The organism is Saccharopolyspora sp. NPDC049357 (genome assembly GCF_040677225.1).
In the GTDB taxonomy this organism is placed as follows: Bacteria; Actinomycetota; Actinomycetes; order Mycobacteriales; family Pseudonocardiaceae; genus Saccharopolyspora.
On the sequence record NZ_JBFAQJ010000002.1, the window covers coordinates 111,069 to 131,573 of the forward strand.

A 20,505-nucleotide genomic window follows, 5' to 3' on the forward strand; every position below is an offset into this window, starting at 1 on the left:
GAACAGGACTTCCGGCATGCGCCCGCGGGCGCCGGCGTCACCCGCAGGGGACGGCGGTGGCGCTGTTGGGCAGCTTGCTGATGTCGAGGACCGCGTTGCCGTCCTCGTCGACGACGACCGGGTAGACGACGTCCCACTGCACGCAGCGGGCCTTGGCCTGCGGCGGCGCGTCAACGATGTCCTGGTCGCTCTTGAAGCTCAGCATGACCAGCGCGGAGCGGTCCTGACCGGGATCGATGCGGTGCACCTTGATGTCGAAGTCCGTGGTGCTGCCGTAGTCGTCGAACCACTTGCTCAGGGGCAGCTCCCGCCACTTGCTGGGAGGGACCGTGGACTTCCACAGCTCGTAGTTCCTGCGGTTGATGCCGTCGAAGTAGTTGTCCAGCAGACCCTCGATGATCCGCTGGTCCGGGTACGCGGCGGCGTCAGGTGAGTACTCGACGCCGGAGCGCGACACCTTCTGCTGCGCGACGACGACGCCGCCCGGTGCGGACTCGATGCCCGGGGAACGCGACTCGCGCTCGCCGTAGTAGACCTGTTGGGCCAGCAGGACTCCACCGCCGCCCGCAGCGAGCAGCACGACGACGGCGAGCGGAATCCCCCATTTCAGCCAAGAGCGCACCGGCTCAGCTTCGCACAACCTGATCAGCCGGGTGAGCCCTTCCCCGCGATCGGCCGGAAATCAACCGACGCGGTGCAGCACCGTGACCGGTGCGCCGTCGCCCGCGCGGCGGAACGGTTCCAGGGCGTCGTCCCACTCCGCGCCGAGCAGCTGGCCGACTCGGTGCGAGAAGGCCTCCGGGCCCTTGGCGTTCGCCGCGAGCGTGCGCAGTTGATCTTCGCTCACGACGATGTCACCATTGGCGCTGGTGCAGGCACGCCACAGGCCGAGTCCGGGCGCGTGGCAGAACCGCTGCCCGTCGACCCCATGGCTGGGGTCCTCGGTGATTTCGAAGCGCAACATGGGCCACGCGCGCAGCGCGGTCACCAGGCGTGCTCCAGTACCCGGCTCGCCTGTCCAGGTGCACTCCGCGCGGAGTTGTCCTGGGGCTGCCGGTTGCGCCGTCCAGCGGAGTTCCGTCCGAGTGCCGAGTGCGCCGGAAATCGCCCACTCGACGTGCGGGCAGACCGCAGACGGCGACGAGTGGATGTAGACCACACCGCAGGTGAGGCCACTGTCGCTGCCACGGGTGCTCACTGCTGACCTCCGCTATTCGACGAGGGACGTCTTCCCCTACGACCTCGCGAACTCGACGATCACCAGCTGCGGCGCCATTCTGCATCGCCGGTGGAGATCTCCGCCACCGCGAGATCGTCAACCGTCCATCTGCGACGAAGCCCGGTACCAGCCGAGACCACTCGGCCTTCGGTGACGGTGATTCACTGAAATCGCTGATCCCAGCGCCGCACCGGACGATCGACGTCCCTCGGACGCACCAACGCCCCCTCGGCGGACGAGTGGCGATTACCACTCGAACGGGTTAATGCGCAATCCGAGGGACGTGGCCTGGTCGGCCCCGCTACCGTCTTCCCGGTCGGCCCGAAAGGACCCGGCACACCGGAACTCTCGAGGAGGCCTGATGCACCTGGTGCGGCTCGGAGCGGAACCGACCGAGGTCGGCGCCGACATCCGAGCGGCCATCGCCGCGTGGGGCGCCGGCCGTTCGGTGCTCGGCGGCGTCACCGTGTTCGGCTGCCGCCCTCCGGGCAGCCCCCGCCCGCTGGACGCGGTGATCGTGCTGCCGCGCGGGGTGATCGTGGTGCTGGGTGTGGACCTGCCAGAACCGGCGCTGAAGCTCGACGCCCCCGTCGGCACGCCGTGGACGGTGGACGGCTGGCCGCTGGTGCGCACCGAGGGCAAGGTCAACCCGGCGCAGGAAGGGCTGGAATCGGCCGCCGCGCTGGCCCGCAGCCTGCAGACCCGCGGGCTCGAACCGCTGCCGGTGGCCGCGGTCGTCGCGGTCGGCCCCTACGTCGGGCAGGTCATGCAGCCGACGACCGACCTGCACCGCGGCGTCCGGGTGGTCTCGCCGAACACGACCTCCATCCTGTCGGCGGCGCGGGAGCTGGCGACCTACGAGAGCCCGTGCGGAGCGGCGCCCGCGCTGAGCCTGCTCCGGGTGCTGGGAGCTGAAGCGACCGGAGAAGCCCTGGTCGAGGAGGGTTTTCCGGAGTCGCCGGAGGTCGACCTATCCAGCATCGACACGATGCTCATCCCGAAGTACTCCGAGGACCGCCCCGTTGACCACGAACGCGTGGCCGCGGAGTCCCGGACGTTCCCGCGCGCCAAGCTGCTCGCCGCGGTGGCCGCGGTGGCGGTGGTGTGCGCACTGCTCGGCGTCCTGACGCTGGGGTCGCCCTCGGCGAGCCCGCCCGACCTGGCGGTGCAGCGGGTCGACGGCGTGGAGTTCACGCGGCACGCGATCGACCAGGGCACCGCCTGCGGACCGAACGCCTACGGGGACGTGCAGCGGTGGTTCCAGCAGCAGTCGTGCCGGAGCCTGCGACGCGGTGCCTTCGAGGCGCGCCTGGGTACCTCGTCGGTTGCGGTGTCGATCGCCGCGGTGGATCTGGCGGACCCGAGATCGGCGACGGAGCTGCGGGGGCTGCTGGAGTCGGCGGGAACGGGCGGCATCAGCGACCTCGTCGCGCAGGGCCTGAGCTGGCCCGGGGCACCGCGGGACTTCGGTGACGCGGCGCAGTCGGTGGAGCAGCGCGGAAGCCAGGTCCGGGTCGTGCAGGCCGTGTGGTCGCAACGGGCCTCCATCCCCGATGACCTGGAACTGCGCGCGATGGCCGAACGCGGCCTGCGGCTCGACGTCTAGGCAGCTGAGGAATTGCTTCGCTTGGCGGTGCGAGCTGAGTCCCGCACCTGAAACAACGGCCGCCTCATTCCTGAACGGGCTCAGGAGCGCTCCGGGTCCTGGACGCGCGATTCCTCGCGCCGCTGCGCGGGTACCGGACGCGGTCCCTTGGTGAGATACGGGTTTCCGAGCCTGGCCAGGAACAACGTCGGCGCGAACAGCGGCACCACCGCCGACAGGGCGGCGGCCGTGACACCTGCTCGCACCACGTCGTTCGGGAACAACGTGGTGCGGTCGAGGAAGCGGCGGGAGATCTGCGCGGTGATCCACAGCAGCACCACGAACCCGACCATGCTCGCCACCGCGACCAGCATCGCGGGCCGGTAACCGAGCCGCTCGGCGCCCAGCATCACCGCGACCCAGCCGAGCAGAGCCGGGAGCTGACCTCGCTCGGTGGTGGCCGCCCACAGCAGTCCGCCGAAGATCGCGAGTCCGCCGCCGCTGTGCTGCCAGGTCTCGGCGACCCGCTCCGCCCAGCCGCCACCGGTCATCCCGACGCGCGCGGCGAGCTCTCCGAGCACGCCCAGCGCGCTCGGTCCGTGCGCGGGAGAGATGAACTGACCGACGATCCACGCCAGCGCCCACAGCGACACGCAGCAGGCCACGAACTGCTGCCACCGAGGCCGGTCCAGAGCCACGAGCACCAACCGCCGCAATCCCCGCACAACCACCCCAACCGTCGGCCGATCTTCCGAGGATGAGCCACCCCCTCCTCGCCGACCAGCACATCGCCCATGTCTCGCCCGCTCGGGTGAAGCGCGGGGATGCGCGTCGGTCAGAACGTCGCGGGCAGAGCGGTGCAGGGCCCGGATGCCGCGCAGGGCAACGGGATCTGCAGGACTTCGGTGCCGTCGACCAGCCACTGGGCCCGGCCCGGGACGGAGACGAGGACCCGGCCCTGGGGGTCGGCGGAGAGGCCGAGGTGCGCCGGGTCGAGCGGCGGGGTCGCGAACGGCACTCCCGCGGCCAGCTTCTGGCCGGTGTCGGCGGCGTAGGTCGCGACCCGGGCGCGGCCCGGGGCGGTGCAGTCGGCGGGTTCGAGGGCCGCGATGTCCGGGCCGGTTCCGGCGATGGCCAGCGGCCCGCACGGGCCCGTCGAGACCGCGCGACCTGCGTCGACGGTGGTCGGATCCGGGCCGGTGATCAGGAGTTCGACCGCTCCGCCGCGTGCGGCGAGCAGCGCCAGCCGCCCGTCACCGGACAGCGCGAGGTCGATCACGCGCAGCCCGGGGATCGGAAGTTCCCGGCGGTCGCCACCGATCCACAGCACGATCCGGTCGCCGTCGGCGTAGGCGACCCGGCCGCCCGCCGCGGTCAGCGCACGGGCGTCGCCGGCCTCGTCGAGGTCCCGCTGCCCGCCGCCGGCGGTCACCTCGACGACCCGATGACCATCCGATGTGGACACCAGCGCGAACATCCGCCCCTGGTCCTCCGCCAGATCGGTCACCTCGCCACCGGACACCTGGGCGACGTCGTCCTGCCTGCGCCCGGACGCCACGTCGAACGACGCGATCGCCCCGGCTCCCACGGCGGCGACGTAGTTGCCCGGCCGCACGCTCACCGGCTGCGGGTCCGGCGTCTGGAATCCCAGTGCCACGCCGATGAAGACGGCCACCACCGCGGCTGCGGCGACGACCAGGAAAGTCGGCCGGCGGAAAGGCGCCCGACGGCGCCGGGCCGCGGCCAGCAGCCGCGGCAACGAGTCCGGCGCCGGTTCGACATCGGCGACGGCCCGGTGCATCCGGGCGCGCACCAGCTCGGTGTCGCGATCGAGTTCGTTCACACCCGCTCCCCCAGCAACTCCGACAGCCTGGCCACCCCGCGCGAGCAGTAGGACTTCACCGACCCCTGGCTGCATCCCATCACCTCGGCGGTGCGGAGTTCGCTCAGGTCGGCGTAGTAGCGCAGCACGATGGCCTCCCGCTGCCGCCGCGGCAACCGCGCGAGGGCTTGGGCGAGCACGGCGCGATCGAGTCCGCGCCCGGTGTCGTCGGGAAGGCTGTCGGCCACGGCCAGCTTCGGCAGGTACTTGCGGGCGACCAGCCGTCTGCGCAACGTCGATCTCGCCCGGTTGAGCACCGCCTGCCGCAGGAAGGCCAGCGCCTTGTCGGGATCGCGCAGCCTGGTCCGCGAATCGAAGACCCGCAGGTAGGCGTCCTGCACGATGTCCTCGGCGGAGGCTCGGTCGTCCACCAGCAGCACCGCGATCCGCAGCAGTTGCGCGTAGTGCTCCTGGTAGAGGTCGGTCAGCTTGCTCGTCAGCTCGTCCATTGCCGCCAGCCCGTCACCCGGCCGGACGGTCACAGGCATTGCGATCGACACCGTCACATCTGTGCACGACGCCCGAGACCCCCTTCTGGGTTGTGGCCGGAATCCGGTCGTTACCGAATCGGCTGTGATCAACGGCGGCGACTCTACCGACGCGGCGCGCCGTTGATCAGGCCATCCGGCGACTTCACGCCAGTGGACCAAGATCGGCCGCGGCGCCGGCTCCGGAGCGGAAGCCGCCATGCCGCTTTCCGCCGGAGGTCTCACCCGAGCAGGCTGCCCGCCGCTTCACATCCTGATTACTCTCGCGCAACAGGCTGGACATTCCAGACGCGCGAGCCGATGCTCTAGAACTGCTGTGCAACCGCATCTCGCGCAGCAGGATTGGAGTCCGAGACGGTGGCTACGACAACGGCCCCGAGCGGTGGATCGGCTCGGAAACGCAGAATGAGTCCCAAGGAAATCACCATCTGGGTGCTGGTCGCGTTGGTCGGCGCGGTCAGCTGGGGTGTGATCGCGCTGGTGCGCGGTGAGGAGATCTCGGCCGCCTGGCTGGTCTTCGCAGCCCTGGCGTCCTATGCCATCGCGTACCGGTTCTACGCCCGGTTCATCACCAACCGGGTCCTCAAGACCGACGACGAGCGGGCGACCCCGGCCGAGCGGCTCAACAACGGAGCCGACTTCCACCCGACCGACCGGCGGGTGCTGTTCGGCCACCACTTCGCCGCGATCGCGGGCGCCGGTCCGCTGGTGGGTCCGGTGCTGGCCGCGCAGATGGGTTATCTGCCCGGCACGATCTGGATCATCATCGGCGTCATCTTCGCCGGTGCCGTGCAGGACATGGTGGTCCTGTTCTTCTCCACCCGTCGCAACGGCCGCAGCCTCGGCCAGATGGCCCGCGAGGAGATCGGCCCGGTCGGCGGCGTGGCGGCGCTGATCGCCGTGCTCGCGATCATGATCATCCTGCTGGCGGTGCTGGCGCTGGTCGTGGTGGGTGCGCTCAAGGGCTCGCCGTGGGGCGCGTTCTCCATCGGCATGACGATCCCGATCGCCCTGTTCATGGGCTTCTACCTGCGATACCTGCGGCCCGGCAAGATCGTCGAGGTGTCGGTGATCGGCATCGCGCTGCTGCTGCTGAGCATCGCGGGCGGCAGCTGGGTCGCCGAGTCCGGCATGGCGGAGTTCTTCACCCTCTCCGGCAACGAGGTCACCTTCGCGCTGATCATCTACGGCTTCGTCGCCTCGGTGCTGCCGGTGTGGATGCTGCTGGCTCCGCGCGACTACCTGAGCACCTTCATGAAGGTCGGCGTGATCGTGCTGCTGGCAGTGTCGATCCTGGTCGCGATGCCGGGGATGAAGACCGCTGCGGTCACCGACTTCGCGCTCAACGGTGAGGGCCCGGTGTTCTCCGGTGCGCTGTTCCCGTTCGTGTTCATCACGATCGCCTGCGGTGCGCTGTCCGGGTTCCACGCGCTGATCTCCTCGGGCACCACGCCGAAGATGATCGAGAAGGAATCGCAGATCCGGGTCATCGGCTACGGCGGCATGCTCACCGAGTCGTTCGTGGCGATCATGGCGCTGGCCGCGGCCTGCATCATCGATCCGGGCATCTACTTCGCGATGAACATGCCCGACAGCGCGCTCGGCGACACCGTGCAGTCGGCGTCGCAGGCGGTGGCGGGCATCGGCTTCCAGGTCACCCCGGAGCAGCTAACGGCTGCCGCGGCGGCGGTCGAGGAGGAGACGCTGGTGGGCCGCAGCGGCGGCGCACCGACCCTGGCGCTGGGCCTGTCCGAGGTGTTCTCGCAGGTCATGGGCGGGGATGCGATGAAGGCGTTCTGGTACCACTTCGCGGTGATGTTCGAGGCGCTGTTCATCCTGACCACTGTGGACGCCGGTACCCGAGTGGGCCGGTTCATGCTGCAGGACACGGTCGGCAACGTCTGGAAGCGCTTCGGCGACGTCAGCTGGAAGCCGGGCAACTGGCTGGCCAGCGCGGTCATCGTCGGCGCGTGGGGCTACTTCCTGTGGGCCGGCGTGAACGACCCGCTGGGCGGCATCAACCAGCTGTTCCCGCTGTTCGGCATCGCCAACCAGCTGCTGGCTGCGGTGGCGCTCGCGGTGGCCACGACGCTGCTGATCAAGGCGGGCAAGGCCAAGTACGCCTGGGTGACGCTGATCCCGCTGGCCTGGGACGCGGCGGTGACGCTGACGGCGAGCTGGCAGAAGATCTTCTCGTCCGACGCCAAGATCGGGTTCTTCGCCCAGCGAGCGTCCTACCAGGCCGCGCTCGACGCCGGGCAGACCAGCAAGGGCACGGCCGACACCGTCGAGGAGATGCAGAAGGTGGTGGTCAACTCCACTGTGGACGGCGTGCTGAGCGTGCTGTTCGCGGTGCTGATCATCATCGTGCTGGTGGACGCGGTCCGGGTTTGGATCAAGGCCCTGCGCTCCACCGAGCCGCTGCCCAGCACCGAGGCCGAGTACGTGAAGTCGGAGCTGTGGGCGCCTTCCGGCCTCATCCCCACGGCCGAGGAACGCCAGAAGCAGAAGGAGCTCGCCTCCTCCGGGAGTGGCGGGAGTTGAGCGGCACGACGCTGACCAGGCTGCGCGGATCCGTCCGCGCGGCCTGGCAGATCGTGCGCGGTGTCGTGGGCGAGACGGCCTACGAGACCTACCTGGAGCACCACCGCGCTCACCACGGCACCGAGCAGCCGATGTCCGAGCGCGAGTTCTGGCGGGCCCACATCGACCGCAAGGAGATCGATCCCGGATCGCGCTGCTGCTGATCCGAGAGCGAGAGGGCGGGAGTTCCACCGGGAACTCCCGCCCTCCGTCGTTCGCGAGGACGTTCCCCGTCAGCGGGTTTCCGCTGAGCGGTAGCGAGGCATCCTCAGGGGCGGTCGCGGATCGGACAGTGATGCTTGTCCGTGGTCCCCGAAGAAGTGAGGCCCCACCTTGCGCACCCAGGTCGCGATCGTCGGCGGTGGTCCCGCCGGTCTGCTGCTGTCCCACCTGCTGCACCTGCAGGGCATCGACTCGGTCGTGCTGGAGCGGCGAAGCCAGGAGTACGTCCAGCAGCGGGTCCGCGCGGGCGTGCTGGAGCAGGGCACGGTCGACCTGCTGCGGGAGGTCGGCGTGGGCGAGCGGATGCTGCGTGAGGGCGACCGGCACGAGGGCGTGCACATGCAGTTCGACGACGAGCGGCTGCACATCCCGTTCACCGAGCTCACCGGTCGCGCGATCACCGTCTACGGCCAGCAGGAGGTCGTCAAGGACCTCAACGAGCGGCGGCGGGCCGACGGCGGTCAGGTGCTGTTCCAGGTCGACGACGTCGCGGTGCACGACGTGACCACCGAGAGCCCGAGCGTGACCTTCACCCACGACGGCCGCGCGCAGGTGCTGCACGCGGACTTCGTCGCCGGCTGCGACGGCTTCCACGGGGTGTGCCGGGACGTCATCCCGCCGGACGTGCGCCGCGTCTACGAGCGGGTCTACCCGTTCGGCTGGCTGGGCATCCTCGCCCAGGTCGCACCCTCCACCGATGAGCTGATCTACGCCAACCACGCGAGCGGGTTCGCGCTGCACAGCATGCGTTCGGCCGACATCAGCCGCTTCTACCTGCAGTGCGAGCCGGACGAGACGCTGGCGAACTGGCCCGACGCGCGCATCTGGGACGAGCTGCACGCGCGCCTGGCCGCTCCGGGCTGGGAGCTGCGGGAGGGCCCGATCATCGACCGGTCGGTCACCGCGATGCGCAGCTTCGTGGCCGAGCCGCTGCGCCACGGGAAGCTCTTCCTCGCGGGCGATTCGGCGCACATCGTGCCGCCGACCGGTGCGAAGGGCCTCAACCTGGCGGTGGCCGACGTGGACCGCCTCGCGGAGGCGCTCGTCGACCACTACCGCACGGGCAGCGACGCCGGGCTGGACGAGTACTCGGCGAAGTGCCTGGAACGGGTGTGGCGGGTGCAGCACTTCTCGTGGTGGATGACGTCGATGACGCACCGCTTCGAGGGCCCGGACCAGGACTTCGAGCGCCGCCTGCAGCGCTCCCAGTTCGACTACCTGCGCTCCTCGACGGCAGCGGCGACGACGCTGGCGGAGAACTACGTCGGCATGCCGCTGCGCTGAAAATCGGTTTCGCACCGTTCACCCGGGCGGAACAATTCGGCGAGTGGATTTCGAGAGCTTTGACGCGCGGGGATACCGGACGGTCGACGTCCGGACCGGGTACGGCGAGTGGGTCGCCGACTACGAGAACACCGTCGAGGACGTGATGGACCTGGCGCTGCTGGAGCGCCTGGTCGAGCCGAGGTGGTCGGCGGTGAGCAAGGCCGCCGACCTCGGCTGCGGCACCGGCCGCACCGGGCAGTGGCTTCGGGAGCACGGCGTCGAGCACATCGACGGCGTGGACGTCACCCCGGAGATGCTGGACCTGGCACGCCGCCGCGGCGCGCACGAGCGGCTGGAGGAGGCCGACGCCACGGCCACCGGACTTCCCGGCGGCGCCTACGACCTGGTGATCTGCTCGCTGATCGACGAGCACCTGGACGACCTGCGTCCGCTCTACTCGGAGGCGCACCGGCTGGCCGCGCCCGGGGCGGCGTTCGTGCTGGTCACGTTCCACCCGCACTTCATCATGACCTCGGGCATGCCCACCCACTACACCAACGCCGAAGGCGAACCGGTCGCGATCGCCACCAACGTGCACCTGATCAGCGACCACATCGCAGCAGGCCTCGGCGCGGGCTGGCGGCTGGCCGAGCTGCACGAGAACGTCATCGACGACGCCTGGCTGAAGATCAAGCCCAAGTGGGAGCGCTTCCGCAACCACCCCTTCTCGGCCGCCTACACCTGGCGCGAGGACGCCTAGCGGGCCAGGAGTGCGGCGGTGGTCGCGGTTCTCAGCCCTTCCAGTACCTGGCCGACTGTCCTGGGCGTGCCCGCAACGCCCGCCACCGCCGACCGCGCGGGCGCGGTGGTGGTGCGGGTGGTTCGGGCAGGGGCTCGTCGGGATCGGCGGGCGCCCAGGTGGCGAGGTCACCGGGGGTTCCGCGCCAGAAGACGGGCTCGCCGATGTCGAGGTCGTCGGTCAACCAGCAGGTCTGGTCGGGGTCCCATCCCGCGAGCATGGTGCGCGCGCCGCCGACGGGGAGGGCCCGCCCCGCCGTGGTGAGGTAGCCGGCGCAGGTGAGGTGCACGGCGTCGTGGTCGGCGGCCACGGCTTCCCAGTCGGGGATCAACCAGCGGCCGGCCCAGCCGGTGACCCGCCACCAGTCGTGCCTGCGGGACCAGGTGACCTCGAGCGGGTAGCGCTCCACGAGCTCGCACCACGCCTCCGGCCCGGTGATCTCGTGGACGCGGGGCCGCCGTGTCGAGCGGACTTCCCGGCACCACGCCCACTCCGAGCCGAGCCCGTCCTCCTGGAGGCGCAGACCGAGCGGGGCGGGCCGAGCACGGGTGCTGGTGATGAAGTCACCTGCCGGCGACGACCACCAGCAGCCGCTCAGGGGCGCGGTCACGTCCGACGGCCGCTCGCGACGTTCGTCCTCGACCACACCGGCCCGCCACTCGGCCAGCACCTCGGCCACCGGCCGGTCCGCGGGCGTCCCGCCCGGCCGCATCCGCACGTGAACCTGGGCGTCGAGATCGACCGCCGAGGACCACCACCGCGCCGCCGGAGCCGCAGCGATCGCACGCGCCGCGGGCAGCAGCAGCGGGGCGACGCGCGGCGACGCCAACGCCCGATCGACCTCGTACGGCTCCTGCCAGTACATCGCCCTGTCGGCCGAATCCGCGAGCCGCGCAAGCAGTTCCAGCTCGTTCAGGTCAGTCAGCGCCTCGATCTCACGCGGGTCCACCCGCTCGACGATCTCCTCCACGTCGACGTCGAGCGTCGGCAACCGCCCGCCCGAGGCCGCGCTGAAGCACAGCCACCGGCCCCGCGGTGCCGCCACCAACTCCTCGGCGAAGCCCATACCCGGGACGGTAGCGACCGCCGCGCCTCCACGACGCGGAATTTTCGCAGCCGCTCCAGCGCGCGGGAGAATTTCTTCAGTCTGCGCTGAAGCGGAAAAGCCTGTTCACGGCCTCCCGCGTTCCCCCAAAAGAGTGGACAGCCTGATGTCCGGTGAGGCCGCCGCGGGTGGTGTGTAAGCTTGGCGCTGGTCGTTGTTTTTCTGGGTTCGTGTTTGCGCACGCTCGCAGGATTTGATGCGAGCGAGCAGCTTGTCCGTGGTTGTAGCTGGAAAGCCGCCGTTCGAGATCCCCGGCCCGGGCTCCCACGAAGTGTGGGCTCCCGTCAAACGCTCCAGCTCCCAGGAGGAGACAGACATGGCACAGGGAACTGTGAAGTGGTTCAACGCTGAAAAGGGCTTCGGCTTCATCGCCCCCAACGACGGTGGCCCGGACGTCTTCGTCCACTACTCGGCCATCGACGCCAGCGGGTTCCGCAGCCTCGAAGAGGACCAGCAGGTCACCTACGAGGTCACCCAGGGCCCGAAGGGCCCGCAGGCCAGCTCGGTTCGCGTCTGAGCCTCGCACGCATGAACGCCGCCGGCTGCTCACCTTCGGGCGAGCAGCCGGCGCGCTGCTATCAGGAAGGTTTCTCATAACCACCGCAACACCCGTGTCCTCCGGGACACCGGCACCCAGGCAGCCCGCTCCGGACGAGATCGCCCCGGTCCAGTTCGTCGAGCCAGAACACGCCGCCGAAGCAGAACAACCTCAACCGGTCGCCGACCACAGCGAAGCCGGAATGCTCGATCTCCGCAGCCCTTTCACCGCGTAGAACGCACCGAAGCACCCTCGAGGTGCTCGATCGGGTGGTAGACGTGGTCCCGTGATCAACGGCAGCCCGGGGCGAGTGAACCGAGCCGAGCGCGCGGTGCTCCGAGCCGCCCGCTCCGAAGAACCGATCGACATCGTCCTCGACCGGCGGGACCCGCAGATCCGCGCGCACGTGGTCGCGGATCTGCTCACCAGGCGACGCGGGAACCACGCACTTCGCCTGACCGGCGCGACCATCACCGGCCCCTTCGACCTCAGCGGCTCCCGCCTCGACTTCCCCGTCGAACTGCGCGAGTGCCACTTCGACGAGCCCCTCCGCCTCGCGGAGGCCCAACTCGACTCACTGCGCCTCCCCGGTTGCCGTCTTCGACACCTCGACGCCAGGCAGTTGCGCACGAGCGGCAACGTCGAGCTGGACGAAGACTTCACCGCTCGGGTCGACTTGACGGGCGCTCGGATCGACGGACACCTGTCCCTCGACTCCGCCCACCTGACCGGCGACGCCGACCGCCCTGGCATCGATGCGGAGCGAGCACGGGTCGAGCAAGGGATCTTCAGTCGCGAGACCACGGTGGACGGAGAGTTGCGCCTGTCCCACGCGCGGATTTCCGGCCCGGTGATGTTGAACGGGTCGCGCCTGCGCAACCCGGGCCGACGCGCGCTGAACACCGAGTACAGCACGATCGATTCCCGGTTCTCGCTGAGAGACCTCGTCGCCGACGGCGAGGTCCACCTCGTGGGCTCGCGCATCAGCGGCGACCTGGGGTTGTCCCGCGCACGGCTGAACAACCCGAACGCTCTCGCCCTGTCCGCGGACAGCCTCACCGTCGATCGCAGCCTGCTGTGCTCCGGTCTCGTCGCCAACGGCGCGGTCAACCTCATCGGGGCTCAGATCGGCGGCGGGCTGGCCTTCGTGAACACGACGGTTCGTCAACCTCAAGGCTGGGCCCTGCTGCTGATCGAGACAGACGCGCTCCTGCTCACGCTGCGCTTGGCACAGGAGTCGGAGGGCGCGATCAGCCTGCGGGACGGCCGCTTCGGCAGGCTGACCGATGATCCGCTGCACTGGCCCGAGAACTGCACGATCGAACTCACCGGCACGCACTACCAACGAGTCACCCAGCGCAGCACCGACGTCGAGCCGTGCCCCATCGACACCCGCTTGCAGTGGATGCACCAGCACTCCATCACCACACCGACGGCGGTGACGGACCCCGCAGCCCCCACGACGTTCTCCCCCGCGCCGTACGCGCAGCTCGCCGCAGCCCTGCAGCGCGACGGCTTCGACCAGGACGCGCGGCGGGTGCAGCGGTTTAAGGAACGCCGCCGCCACCGGGCGATGGGCCCGCTCGGCGCGGCTTGGGGAACGCTGCAGGACATCACGGTCGGGTTCGGGCACCGCCCCGCCCTCGCGTTGGCCTGGCTCACCGGTCTCCTCGCGTCGGGAACCACCTACTTCTCGGTCGCCGGTCCGCTGACCGCGGTGAAGAAGGGCGAAAGCCCGACCTGGGATCCGTTCCTCTACAGCCTCGACCTGCTCATACCCCTGGTCGACCTCGGCCACGACAAGGCGTGGGATCCGACGGGGTGGAGCAAGGCGGTCGCGCTCGCGCTGATCATCAGCGGGTGGGTCCTCGCCACGACCGTCGTCGCGGGTGCCGGGCGCGTGCTCAACCGGAGCTGACTCGAAGGCGGCTAAAATGCGGTGCGGTGGCGAGGGCGGCGCCCGTAGCATTTGGCGATGTTCTCCTGGCTCGTCCGTCGAGGTGGAGGGCTCGTGACGGCTTCTCCGTCTCGACCGGTGCTGGCGACGTCGGTCGGAGCTCTCGGCGTGGCCACCTCCGGACTGTTCGTGGCGCTCTCCGCCACTTCCCCGGGGACGGCGTCGTTCTTCCGATGCGTCCTCGCGCTCCCGCTGCTGACGCCGCTCGCACTGGCCGAGCGCACCTCTGGCGGACGCATATCACCTGTTCAGACCGCGTGGGCTGCGACGGCCGGGGCCCTGTTCGCAGCCGACGCTCTGCTGTGGACGCAGGCGATCTACGAGGTCGGCGTGGGGCTGTCCGCCGTGCTGGTCAACACGCAGGTCGTGATGGTGCCCCTGCTGGCGGTCGTCATCGACCGCGAAACGCTCAGCCGCCGGTTCCTCGTGATCCTGCCGGTGATCATCGCGGGCACGCTCCTGACCGGCGGCGTCTTCGAGACCGGAGCGACCGGCTCGTCCCCGGTGGCAGGCACGGTGCACGCCGTTCTGGCCGCGCTGTGCTACTCGGGTTTCTTGTTCTTGCTGCGTCGCGGTGGACCCGACCGGCCGCTGGTTCAGTCCTACTCGATCATCATGGCCTCGGCCGCGGTGTTCTCGGCAGTGGTCGGCTCGATGTGGGGCGGCTTCGACGCGGCACCGGGCTGGGGACCGCTCGGCTGGCTCGCCCTGACCGCGGTCTGCGGCCAGGTGCTCGGATGGCTGCTCGTCGCCGTGGGAAGCCCCCGGTTGCGCGTCGAGGTGGGATCCGCCCTCCTGCTGCTCACTCCTGTCGGAGCGCTCCTGCTGGGCGCCGTTGCGCTCGGAGAAGTCCCCTCGGCCCTGCAGATCCTCGGATGTGCCCTCGTGCTCGGCAGCGCCTACCTGGTGGCCGCCAGCAGCAGGCGAGAACCCGGCCCCGACAGCGGCTGAAGGCGTCCGAGGACTGCGGCGCACCCGGAGCGATTTCCTGATTGAGCCCGGAGACCCGCGGACGATCTCCGCGACTGGTGGTTTTCCACCCGAGACATCGCGGATCAGCTTGGGCGCAGGAAGGTCTCGACCACGCAGGCCGCCGGATCAGAGATCAGGCGGTGAGGGAATTGAAGTGCGGGGAAAGTGTGGAGATGATCTCTCTGCCCTTTCCCCGCCACATGTTTCACCTGCGAATACGTGGGGCAGGTGGGACTTGAACCCACGACCTGACGGATTATGAGTCCGCTGCTCTGACCAGCTGAGCTACTGCCCCCGTGGGGTGCTCGGTATCGGCGATCGTATCGAGGGCGTCACTGAGCGAGGTCGCCGGGTGTTCCGGCCGGACGGCCCATCGTGATAATGGGCGGAACGGCGGAAAAGGCAGCGCATCGGGGTTGCGTCGGTTGGTCTACCGATCTTCGCGAGGCGGAGTCGGAATCAGCACTCCGCGGGATCGATCGAACCGCGTTCGCACAGGTGAGCGCGTTGTTGTTCGCCGCTGGTCGGTTCTTGGCCGCAGGCCGTGCCGCATTGCAGATATCCCGGCAGCTCGTCATATTCCTCGAAGGAGTGCGGGTATCCGGAATCTTGCTGGAATTGCTGGAATTCTTCGCCGGCGGTCCCTCGCTCCACGCGCGACTCGGTGGGCGCGGGTGGCGGGGTCATCTCGGTCGGGGCGCCCTCGCAGGCGAGCAGCGCCACCGCGAGAGCAGTGGTCGCGATCGGTCTGCTCATCACCGCTCCTCCGCCTCGGACGCTCCAGGGACGCACGAGTATCAGGGCAGCTGCGGCGGTCCGCGACCGCAGTGATCGGACCTGGCACGACGAAGGCCCGGCGCCTGTGGGGTGCGCCGGGCCTTCGAACGAGGTGCCGATCTCGTCAGCCGAGCAGGCGGAAGAGGTCGAACGCCCCGGAAAGTTGACCGATGACGGCGATCGTGGCCATGAGCGCCCCGAGCGCGGCCACCGTCAGCACGGACATGATGATCAAGTACACGACCGCCTTGATCGGCTTCGGCAGCTTGCTCACCGAATCCAGATCGGGCAGCGTGAAGTGCGGTTCCTTGCCGATCCCTGGTGCGGACATCTGACTCCCCCGTCCCTTGTCAGTTCCCTCGGACGACGACCTGCATTCGAGGGACGAAGCGCGAACGGAAAACCGTTGCGCCGAATCGCATCACGAATTCGTCTCGGTCAGAAATCGATCGAATCATCCACCGCGGTCGGCCCCTGCGGCTCCGCGCGCCGCGAGGGCTTGACACGAATCATCCGCACCAGAACCGTCGGCCGCGAGCCGAATCAGGACGACATCGCGCATTTCGACCCTGGATCGTTATCCGGCCGGCGGCCCGCGGCGTGCGGACCGGCGATGCTGGTGGATCGGGGTGCCGCCACGCTGGAACACCGCCGACCACACCATGATTCTCGCATCCGCCACCTTTGATCTTCGTCCGGGTGGCACTGCGCCGAAACCGCCGATCGGGCATCGAACAACGTTCGGGATCGCACCGCCCGATTCTCGTTCGGAATCGATCGACCTGGTTCGAATGCGAATTCGAGGCGAGAACTCCCGAGTCCGGGAACGGGCGACATCGACGCGATTCCGCGATTTCTCCGCGCCCGACGAGCGACCCCGCCGGATCGCCGGAGCAGGTCGACGGCCCTCCCGGGCATCCGCTAACCGGAAGGGAATCAACCTGATGGGTGCATGACCGGGCACCCGTTCGGTGGCAGACTACGCCCGCAAGTGAGCGTGACGTGATCGATACCATGCGTTACGACAGTACGCGTACCGCGAAGGGGTTGAACCGTGAGTCAGTCGAAGGCGGAGATGTTCGCGCCGGAAGGCGTGGACCTGGAACACCCCAACGTCGCGCGGGTCTACGACTACTACCTCGGTGGACGGGCCAACTACGCGGTGGACCGCGTCTTCGGCGAGAAGGCGCTGGAGCGCTACCCGTTCGTCGCGCCCGCCGCCAAGGCCAACCGCCTGTTCCTGCACCGCGTGGTGCGCTACCTCTGCAAGCAGGGGATCCGCCAGTTCATCGACATCGGCTCCGGTGTTCCGACGATGGGCAGCACCCACCAGGTCGCCGACGAGCTCGTGGACGACGCCAACTGCGTCTACGTCGACAACGAGCCGGTGGCCGTCGCGCACTCCCGCATCCTGCTCGAAGAGGAAGACGTCACCGACAGGCACCACGTGCTGCACGCCGACCTGCGCGAACCCGACCAGCTGTGGAAGGAGGTCGAGGAGAGCGGCGTCATCGACGTCGAGCAGCCGGTCGCGTTGCTCCTGATCGCCGTCCTGCACGTGACCCAGCCCGGCCCGAACGGCGAGGACATCGGTCCGGAGGCCGTCGCGCGCTTCCGCGAGCTGATGCCCGAGGGCTCCTACCTGGTGATCACCCACGGCACCGCCGACGACGTGCCGGACAAGCGCAAGCGGGAGATGGCCGAGTTCGGCAAGATGTACGACCAGTCGGCGACACCGGTGATCTGGCGTCCGCACGACGAGATCGAGTCCTTCTTCGGAGACTACGAGCTCGTGGAGCCTGGCTGCACCTGGACTCCGCTGTGGCACCCGGAGGAGACCGGTGAGAACGCGCCGGTGATCGAGTTCGACAGCCCGAACGATTCGGTCGTGTGGGCGGGAGTCGCCCGCAAACCCTGATCAGCACCGCTCGCAGCCGCCGCGACCCGCTGGTCGCGGCGGCTGCGACGTCTGCCCGGAACCAGCACGCACCTGGCGCCGCTGGGTACGCTCGAAGCGATCACCTCGCCCGACGACCTCGGGAGGCACCCGTGCCCGAATGGCGCCCCCGCCCGCTGCGCAGGCGCGGCAGGCACCCCGAGCCGGTGGTGCCCCATCGGGAATCCGCGCCCGAGCACTCGATGGAACCCCGATCCGCCGACGAGCGGCCGCTGGCCGACCGGCCGCTGATCGACACCGCCATCTACCGCCACGGCGTCCGCATCTCCACCCCGGAGAGCCTCGGCGAGACCTACCGGCAGCTGCCCGGCGCGGACGGGACCATGGCCTGGATCGGCCTGTACCGGCCTGCCGAAGAGGAGCTGCTGGCCGCCGCCGACGAGTTCGACCTGCACAAGCTCGCGGTCGAGGACGCGATCGTCGCTCACCAGCGGCCGAAGATCGAGCGGTACGGGGACACGTTGTTCGTCGTGCTGCGCGCCGCCACCTACCTCGACGAGGTCGAGGAGGTCAGCTTCGGCGAGCTGCACCTGTTCGTCGGCCAGAACTTCGTGCTCACCGTCCGCCACGGCCAGGCCCCCGACCTGTCGGTCGTGCGGCGGCGGATGGAAACCGACCAGGACCTGCTGCGGCGCGGCCCCGAAGCCGTGCTCTACGCGGTGCTCGACCACGTCGTGGACGGGTACGCGCCGGTCATCGCCGGGTTGCAGAACGACATCGACGAGATCGAGACCGAGGTCTTCGACTCCGAGCCGCACGTGTCGCGGCGCATCTACGAGCTGTCCCGCGAGGTCATCGAGTTCCAGCGCGCGACCCGGCCGCTGCTGGCGATCCTGCGCAGCCTGGAGGCCGGGTTCGAGAAGTACCAGATCGACGAGGAGCTGCAGCGCTACCTGCGCGACGTCGCCGACCACGCCACGACCGTCGCCGAGCGCGTCGACGGGTTCCGGCAGATGCTAGACAACATCCTCACCGTGAACGCCACGCTGGTCACCCAGGCGCAGAACGAGGAGATGAAGCGCATGACCGAGGCCAGCTACGCGCAGAACGAGGAGATCAAGCGGATCTCCTCGTGGGCGGCGATCCTGTTCGCCCCGACGCTGATCGGCACGGTCTACGGGATGAACTTCGACGTGATCCCGGAGCTGCACTGGACGCTGGGCTACCCGTTCGCGATCCTGCTGATGCTCATGGTCTGCATCAGCCTCTACACCATCTTCAAGCGCCGGAACTGGCTCTAGCTCAGACCTGGCGCTCGAAGGTCACCAGCAGTCCCTCGACGCCTCCCGGCCCCATGCGGCCCCTCACGTCGGCGCCGGTGATCGCCTTGAGCTGCCAGCCCTCGCCCGCGTGGTCGTTGAGCACCTTCTCCAACTTGTCACCGGACATCTTGCCGCCGAGCCACTTCTCGCGAAGCTCCACGACCTTGTACTCGTACGCCACGACGGCTCCCCCGTTCCCGAACGTCTTCCCCACCGGTCAACGCTGCGCGCTCCCGCGGAGTTCCGCGCGCCGGCGGCCTCCGGTCACTCGAACGTGCCGACCTTGCGCAGATAGCAAGTGCCGCACATGGATTCGTAGCCGACGTCGCCCTCGATGGCGACCTGGCTGCCGTCCTGGGTGAACTCGCCGTTGACGGTGCGCGCGTTGAGAGTCGCCTTGCGACCGCAGCGGCAGATCGTCTTGAGCTCCTCGATGGAGTGCGCCAGCTCCATCAGCCGCAGGCTCCCCGGGAAGCCGCGGGTGCGGAAGTCGTTGCGCAGCCCGTAGGCGATCACCGGGATCCCGTCGAGCACCGCCAACCGGAACAGGTCTTCGACCTGCTCGCCGGTGAGGAACTGCGCCTCGTCGACGAGCACGCAGTCCGGCACCCCCGCCGCCAGCACGACGTCCCGGACGGCGGTGCCGACGTCGCAGACGAGATCGACCTCCCGCGCCACGTTGATGCGCGACAGCACCACGGGACTCTTGGTGTCGATCTCGGGCTTGACCACGAAGACGCGCTGCCCGCGTTCGGCGTAGTTGTGCGCGACCTGGATCAACGCGGTCGACTTGCCGGAGTTCATCGCCCCGTATCGGAAGTAGAGCTTCGCCACGACCGAACACGGTAGCCACACCCGATCACCCGGCGTACCCAGGCCCGTGTCCTGGCGGGGAGGTGAAACGAAAAAGCCCAGACCGTTGGCCTGGGCTTTGCGCTCCTCCGACTGGACTCGAACCAGTAACCCTTCGGTTAACAGCCGAATGCTCTGCCGATTGAGCTACGGAGGAATGTTCTCTTGTCGTCGGCGCTCTCTCGCGCCGACGGGAACTACTTTAGCGGATACCCTAAAGGCGTTTCACGGCACCCCCCGATTTTCTTCAGCACGAACATCTGTGCAGGTCACGCGCAGTGAGCGACGACGAAGACCCTGCGGAACGGGAACCAGGTCACGCCATCGGGCCGTTTCGGATAAGCGACCGAGAGGCGATGGGACAACTCGGTTCGGAACTCCGCCCACTCATCGTCGTCCAATGCCGCTCGCACCGGACGCAGAGCGGTTCCGCTCACCCACTCCAGCACCGGGTCGTCCCCGCGCAGCGCGTGCACGTAGGTCGTCTCCCAGGCGTCGACCTCGACGTCCGGATCGGCGAGCTCGTCGGCGTACTCCAGCGGGCCGCGCACGACGTCGTCGTGGCGCAGGACCCCGTCGAGCTTGCCGCGCCAGCGCTGCTCCGCGGCCAGCTCGCGGATGGTGGCGTGCGACGGCGCGTCGAAGTTGCCGGGGACCTGGAAGGTGAACCAGGCACCGCTGGGCAGCTCGGACAGCCAGCGGTGCAGCAGTTCGACGTGATCCGGGATCCACTGCAGGACCGCGTTGCACAGCACGACGTCGGTGTCCGCCTGCGGCTTCCAGTCCCGGACGTCCTCGACCCGCGCGGGAACACCCCGCGAGCGGGCCTCGTCCACCATCTCCTCCGAGGAGTCCAGCGCCTCCACCTCGGCGCCCGGCCAGCGGCCGGTGAGCAGCGAGGTCAGGTTCCCCGCACCGCAACCGAGATCGACGACCCGCCTGGGGCTCTCGGCGCGCACTCTGGCGATCAGGTCGAAGGCCGGGCGGTCGCGCTGATCGCTGAAGGTCAGGTACTTGCCGGGATCCCACATTCCGCCACCT

At 69.2% G+C, this 20,505-nt stretch carries 21 protein-coding genes and 2 tRNA genes; 10 read left to right on the forward strand and 13 right to left on the reverse strand.

Going from position 1 to position 20,505, the window contains the following annotated elements:
* Positions 1 to 37 precede the first annotated feature (37 nt).
* Positions 38 to 622, reverse strand: a complete 585-nt coding sequence (locus AB0J91_RS02190) for a hypothetical protein (protein ID WP_363792618.1) — start codon at positions 620 to 622, stop codon at positions 38 to 40.
* Positions 623 to 682: 60 nt separating this feature from the next.
* A complete protein-coding gene (locus AB0J91_RS02195) occupies positions 683 to 1,198 on the reverse strand; it encodes a DUF3145 domain-containing protein (protein ID WP_132621199.1) in 516 nt (171 codons plus the stop codon).
* A 382-nt stretch (positions 1,199 to 1,580) separates the two neighbouring features.
* On the opposite strand from AB0J91_RS02195, the gene AB0J91_RS02200 reads away from it, so the two are divergent.
* Complete coding sequence (locus tag AB0J91_RS02200; RefSeq protein WP_363863230.1) at positions 1,581 to 2,825, forward strand: hypothetical protein; 1,245 nt, start codon at positions 1,581 to 1,583, stop codon at positions 2,823 to 2,825.
* An 80-nt stretch (positions 2,826 to 2,905) separates the two neighbouring features.
* Here the strand turns inward: AB0J91_RS02200 and AB0J91_RS02205 are convergent, their stop codons facing one another.
* The 3 genes from AB0J91_RS02205 to AB0J91_RS02215 form a co-directional block, all read right to left on the reverse strand.
* On the reverse strand, positions 2,906 to 3,508 hold the full coding sequence (locus tag AB0J91_RS02205) for a hypothetical protein (RefSeq protein WP_363863660.1): 603 nt from the start codon (positions 3,506 to 3,508) through the stop codon (positions 2,906 to 2,908).
* A gap of 131 nt (positions 3,509 to 3,639) precedes the next feature.
* Positions 3,640 to 4,647, reverse strand: a complete 1,008-nt coding sequence (locus AB0J91_RS02210; protein ID WP_363863233.1) for a hypothetical protein — start codon at positions 4,645 to 4,647, stop codon at positions 3,640 to 3,642.
* Positions 4,644 to 5,174 carry a SigE family RNA polymerase sigma factor gene (locus tag AB0J91_RS02215; protein ID WP_363792624.1) on the reverse strand — a complete coding sequence of 177 codons (531 nt, stop codon included), beginning with the start codon at positions 5,172 to 5,174 and terminating at the stop codon, positions 4,644 to 4,646. The genes AB0J91_RS02210 and AB0J91_RS02215 overlap by 4 nt, the downstream gene beginning before the upstream one ends.
* 405 nt (positions 5,175 to 5,579) lie before the next feature.
* On the opposite strand from AB0J91_RS02215, the gene AB0J91_RS02220 reads away from it, so the two are divergent.
* The 4 genes from AB0J91_RS02220 to AB0J91_RS02235 all read left to right on the forward strand — a co-directional run bounded on the left by AB0J91_RS02220 (position 5,580) and on the right by AB0J91_RS02235 (position 10,005).
* Positions 5,580 to 7,718, forward strand: coding sequence for a carbon starvation CstA family protein (locus AB0J91_RS02220; RefSeq protein ID WP_363863236.1), 2,139 nt, complete (start codon positions 5,580 to 5,582; stop codon positions 7,716 to 7,718).
* Complete coding sequence (locus tag AB0J91_RS02225) at positions 7,715 to 7,921, forward strand: YbdD/YjiX family protein (RefSeq protein WP_132621189.1); 207 nt, start codon at positions 7,715 to 7,717, stop codon at positions 7,919 to 7,921. Before AB0J91_RS02220 ends, AB0J91_RS02225 begins: the two co-directional genes overlap by 4 nt.
* A 169-nt stretch (positions 7,922 to 8,090) precedes the next feature.
* On the forward strand, positions 8,091 to 9,263 hold the full coding sequence (gene pobA, locus AB0J91_RS02230) for a 4-hydroxybenzoate 3-monooxygenase (protein ID WP_363863239.1): 1,173 nt from the start codon (positions 8,091 to 8,093) through the stop codon (positions 9,261 to 9,263).
* A gap of 43 nt (positions 9,264 to 9,306) precedes the next feature.
* Positions 9,307 to 10,005 carry a class I SAM-dependent methyltransferase gene (locus tag AB0J91_RS02235; RefSeq protein WP_363863242.1) on the forward strand — a complete coding sequence of 233 codons (699 nt, stop codon included), beginning with the start codon at positions 9,307 to 9,309 and terminating at the stop codon, positions 10,003 to 10,005.
* Positions 10,006 to 10,036: 31 nt separating this feature from the next.
* Here AB0J91_RS02235 and AB0J91_RS02240 read toward each other — a convergent pair whose 3' ends face one another.
* On the reverse strand, positions 10,037 to 11,110 hold the full coding sequence (locus AB0J91_RS02240) for a hypothetical protein (protein ID WP_363863245.1): 1,074 nt from the start codon (positions 11,108 to 11,110) through the stop codon (positions 10,037 to 10,039).
* 355 nt (positions 11,111 to 11,465) lie between these two features.
* On the opposite strand from AB0J91_RS02240, the gene AB0J91_RS02245 reads away from it, so the two are divergent.
* The 3 genes from AB0J91_RS02245 (at position 11,466) to AB0J91_RS02255 (ending at position 14,595) form a co-directional block, all read left to right on the forward strand.
* Positions 11,466 to 11,666, forward strand: coding sequence for a cold-shock protein (locus AB0J91_RS02245; protein WP_132621185.1), 201 nt, complete (start codon positions 11,466 to 11,468; stop codon positions 11,664 to 11,666).
* A gap of 331 nt (positions 11,667 to 11,997) precedes the next feature.
* Positions 11,998 to 13,605, forward strand: a complete 1,608-nt coding sequence (locus AB0J91_RS02250; RefSeq protein WP_363863248.1) for a hypothetical protein — start codon at positions 11,998 to 12,000, stop codon at positions 13,603 to 13,605.
* Between the two features lie 93 nt (positions 13,606 to 13,698).
* The gene (locus AB0J91_RS02255) at positions 13,699 to 14,595 is read left to right on the forward strand and encodes a DMT family transporter (protein WP_363863251.1); all 897 of its coding nucleotides are present in this window, start codon (positions 13,699 to 13,701) and stop codon (positions 14,593 to 14,595) included.
* A 241-nt stretch (positions 14,596 to 14,836) separates the two neighbouring features.
* On the opposite strand, the gene AB0J91_RS02260 is transcribed toward AB0J91_RS02255, so the two are convergent.
* The 3 genes from AB0J91_RS02260 to AB0J91_RS02270 all read right to left on the reverse strand — a co-directional run bounded on the left by AB0J91_RS02260 (position 14,837) and on the right by AB0J91_RS02270 (position 15,724).
* Positions 14,837 to 14,911, reverse strand: a tRNA-Ile gene (locus tag AB0J91_RS02260).
* Positions 14,912 to 15,075: 164 nt separating this feature from the next.
* Positions 15,076 to 15,372, reverse strand: coding sequence for a hypothetical protein (locus AB0J91_RS02265; RefSeq protein ID WP_363863254.1), 297 nt, complete (start codon positions 15,370 to 15,372; stop codon positions 15,076 to 15,078).
* A 145-nt stretch (positions 15,373 to 15,517) separates the two neighbouring features.
* Complete coding sequence (locus AB0J91_RS02270) at positions 15,518 to 15,724, reverse strand: hypothetical protein (RefSeq protein WP_363792676.1); 207 nt, start codon at positions 15,722 to 15,724, stop codon at positions 15,518 to 15,520.
* A gap of 723 nt (positions 15,725 to 16,447) precedes the next feature.
* On the opposite strand from AB0J91_RS02270, the gene AB0J91_RS02275 reads away from it, so the two are divergent.
* Together AB0J91_RS02275 and AB0J91_RS02280 are read left to right on the forward strand one after the other, a co-directional pair.
* Positions 16,448 to 17,311, forward strand: coding sequence for an SAM-dependent methyltransferase (locus tag AB0J91_RS02275; protein ID WP_363863257.1), 864 nt, complete (start codon positions 16,448 to 16,450; stop codon positions 17,309 to 17,311).
* Positions 17,312 to 17,442: 131 nt separating this feature from the next.
* Positions 17,443 to 18,591 (forward strand): magnesium and cobalt transport protein CorA, encoded by a 1,149-nt coding sequence (locus AB0J91_RS02280; protein WP_363863260.1) that lies wholly within the window; start codon positions 17,443 to 17,445, stop codon positions 18,589 to 18,591.
* Between the two features lies 1 nt (position 18,592).
* On the opposite strand, the gene AB0J91_RS02285 is transcribed toward AB0J91_RS02280, so the two are convergent.
* From AB0J91_RS02285 to AB0J91_RS02300, 4 genes are all read right to left on the reverse strand, one after another.
* Positions 18,593 to 18,826, reverse strand: a complete 234-nt coding sequence (locus tag AB0J91_RS02285; RefSeq protein ID WP_363863263.1) for a DUF4177 domain-containing protein — start codon at positions 18,824 to 18,826, stop codon at positions 18,593 to 18,595.
* Positions 18,827 to 18,876: 50 nt separating this feature from the next.
* Positions 18,877 to 19,446: a thymidine kinase gene (locus tag AB0J91_RS02290; protein ID WP_363863266.1), complete on the reverse strand. Its 570-nt coding sequence runs from the start codon at positions 19,444 to 19,446 to the stop codon at positions 18,877 to 18,879.
* 102 nt (positions 19,447 to 19,548) lie between these two features.
* Positions 19,549 to 19,621: transfer RNA gene (locus AB0J91_RS02295), tRNA-Asn, on the reverse strand.
* Between the two features lie 112 nt (positions 19,622 to 19,733).
* Positions 19,734 to 20,495 carry a trans-aconitate 2-methyltransferase gene (locus AB0J91_RS02300; RefSeq protein ID WP_363863269.1) on the reverse strand — a complete coding sequence of 254 codons (762 nt, stop codon included), beginning with the start codon at positions 20,493 to 20,495 and terminating at the stop codon, positions 19,734 to 19,736.
* Positions 20,496 to 20,505: the final 10 nt, after the last annotated feature.

Excerpts from the sequence above, each read along its gene's own strand:
- AB0J91_RS02200 (WP_363863230.1), top strand. The coding sequence starts at position 1,581 with ATGCACCTGGTGCGGCTCGGAGCGGAACCGACCGAGGTCGGCGCCGAC.
- AB0J91_RS02215 (WP_363792624.1), bottom strand. The coding sequence starts at position 5,174 with ATGCCTGTGACCGTCCGGCCGGGTGACGGGCTGGCGGCAATGGACGAG.
- AB0J91_RS02220 (WP_363863236.1), top strand. The coding sequence starts at position 5,580 with ATGAGTCCCAAGGAAATCACCATCTGGGTGCTGGTCGCGTTGGTCGGC.
- AB0J91_RS02240 (WP_363863245.1), bottom strand. The coding sequence starts at position 11,110 with ATGGGCTTCGCCGAGGAGTTGGTGGCGGCACCGCGGGGCCGGTGGCTG.
- AB0J91_RS02245 (WP_132621185.1), top strand. The coding sequence starts at position 11,466 with ATGGCACAGGGAACTGTGAAGTGGTTCAACGCTGAAAAGGGCTTCGGC.
- AB0J91_RS02265 (WP_363863254.1), bottom strand. The coding sequence starts at position 15,372 with ATGAGCAGACCGATCGCGACCACTGCTCTCGCGGTGGCGCTGCTCGCC.
- AB0J91_RS02270 (WP_363792676.1), bottom strand. The coding sequence starts at position 15,724 with ATGTCCGCACCAGGGATCGGCAAGGAACCGCACTTCACGCTGCCCGAT.
- AB0J91_RS02300 (WP_363863269.1), bottom strand. The coding sequence starts at position 20,495 with ATGTGGGATCCCGGCAAGTACCTGACCTTCAGCGATCAGCGCGACCGC.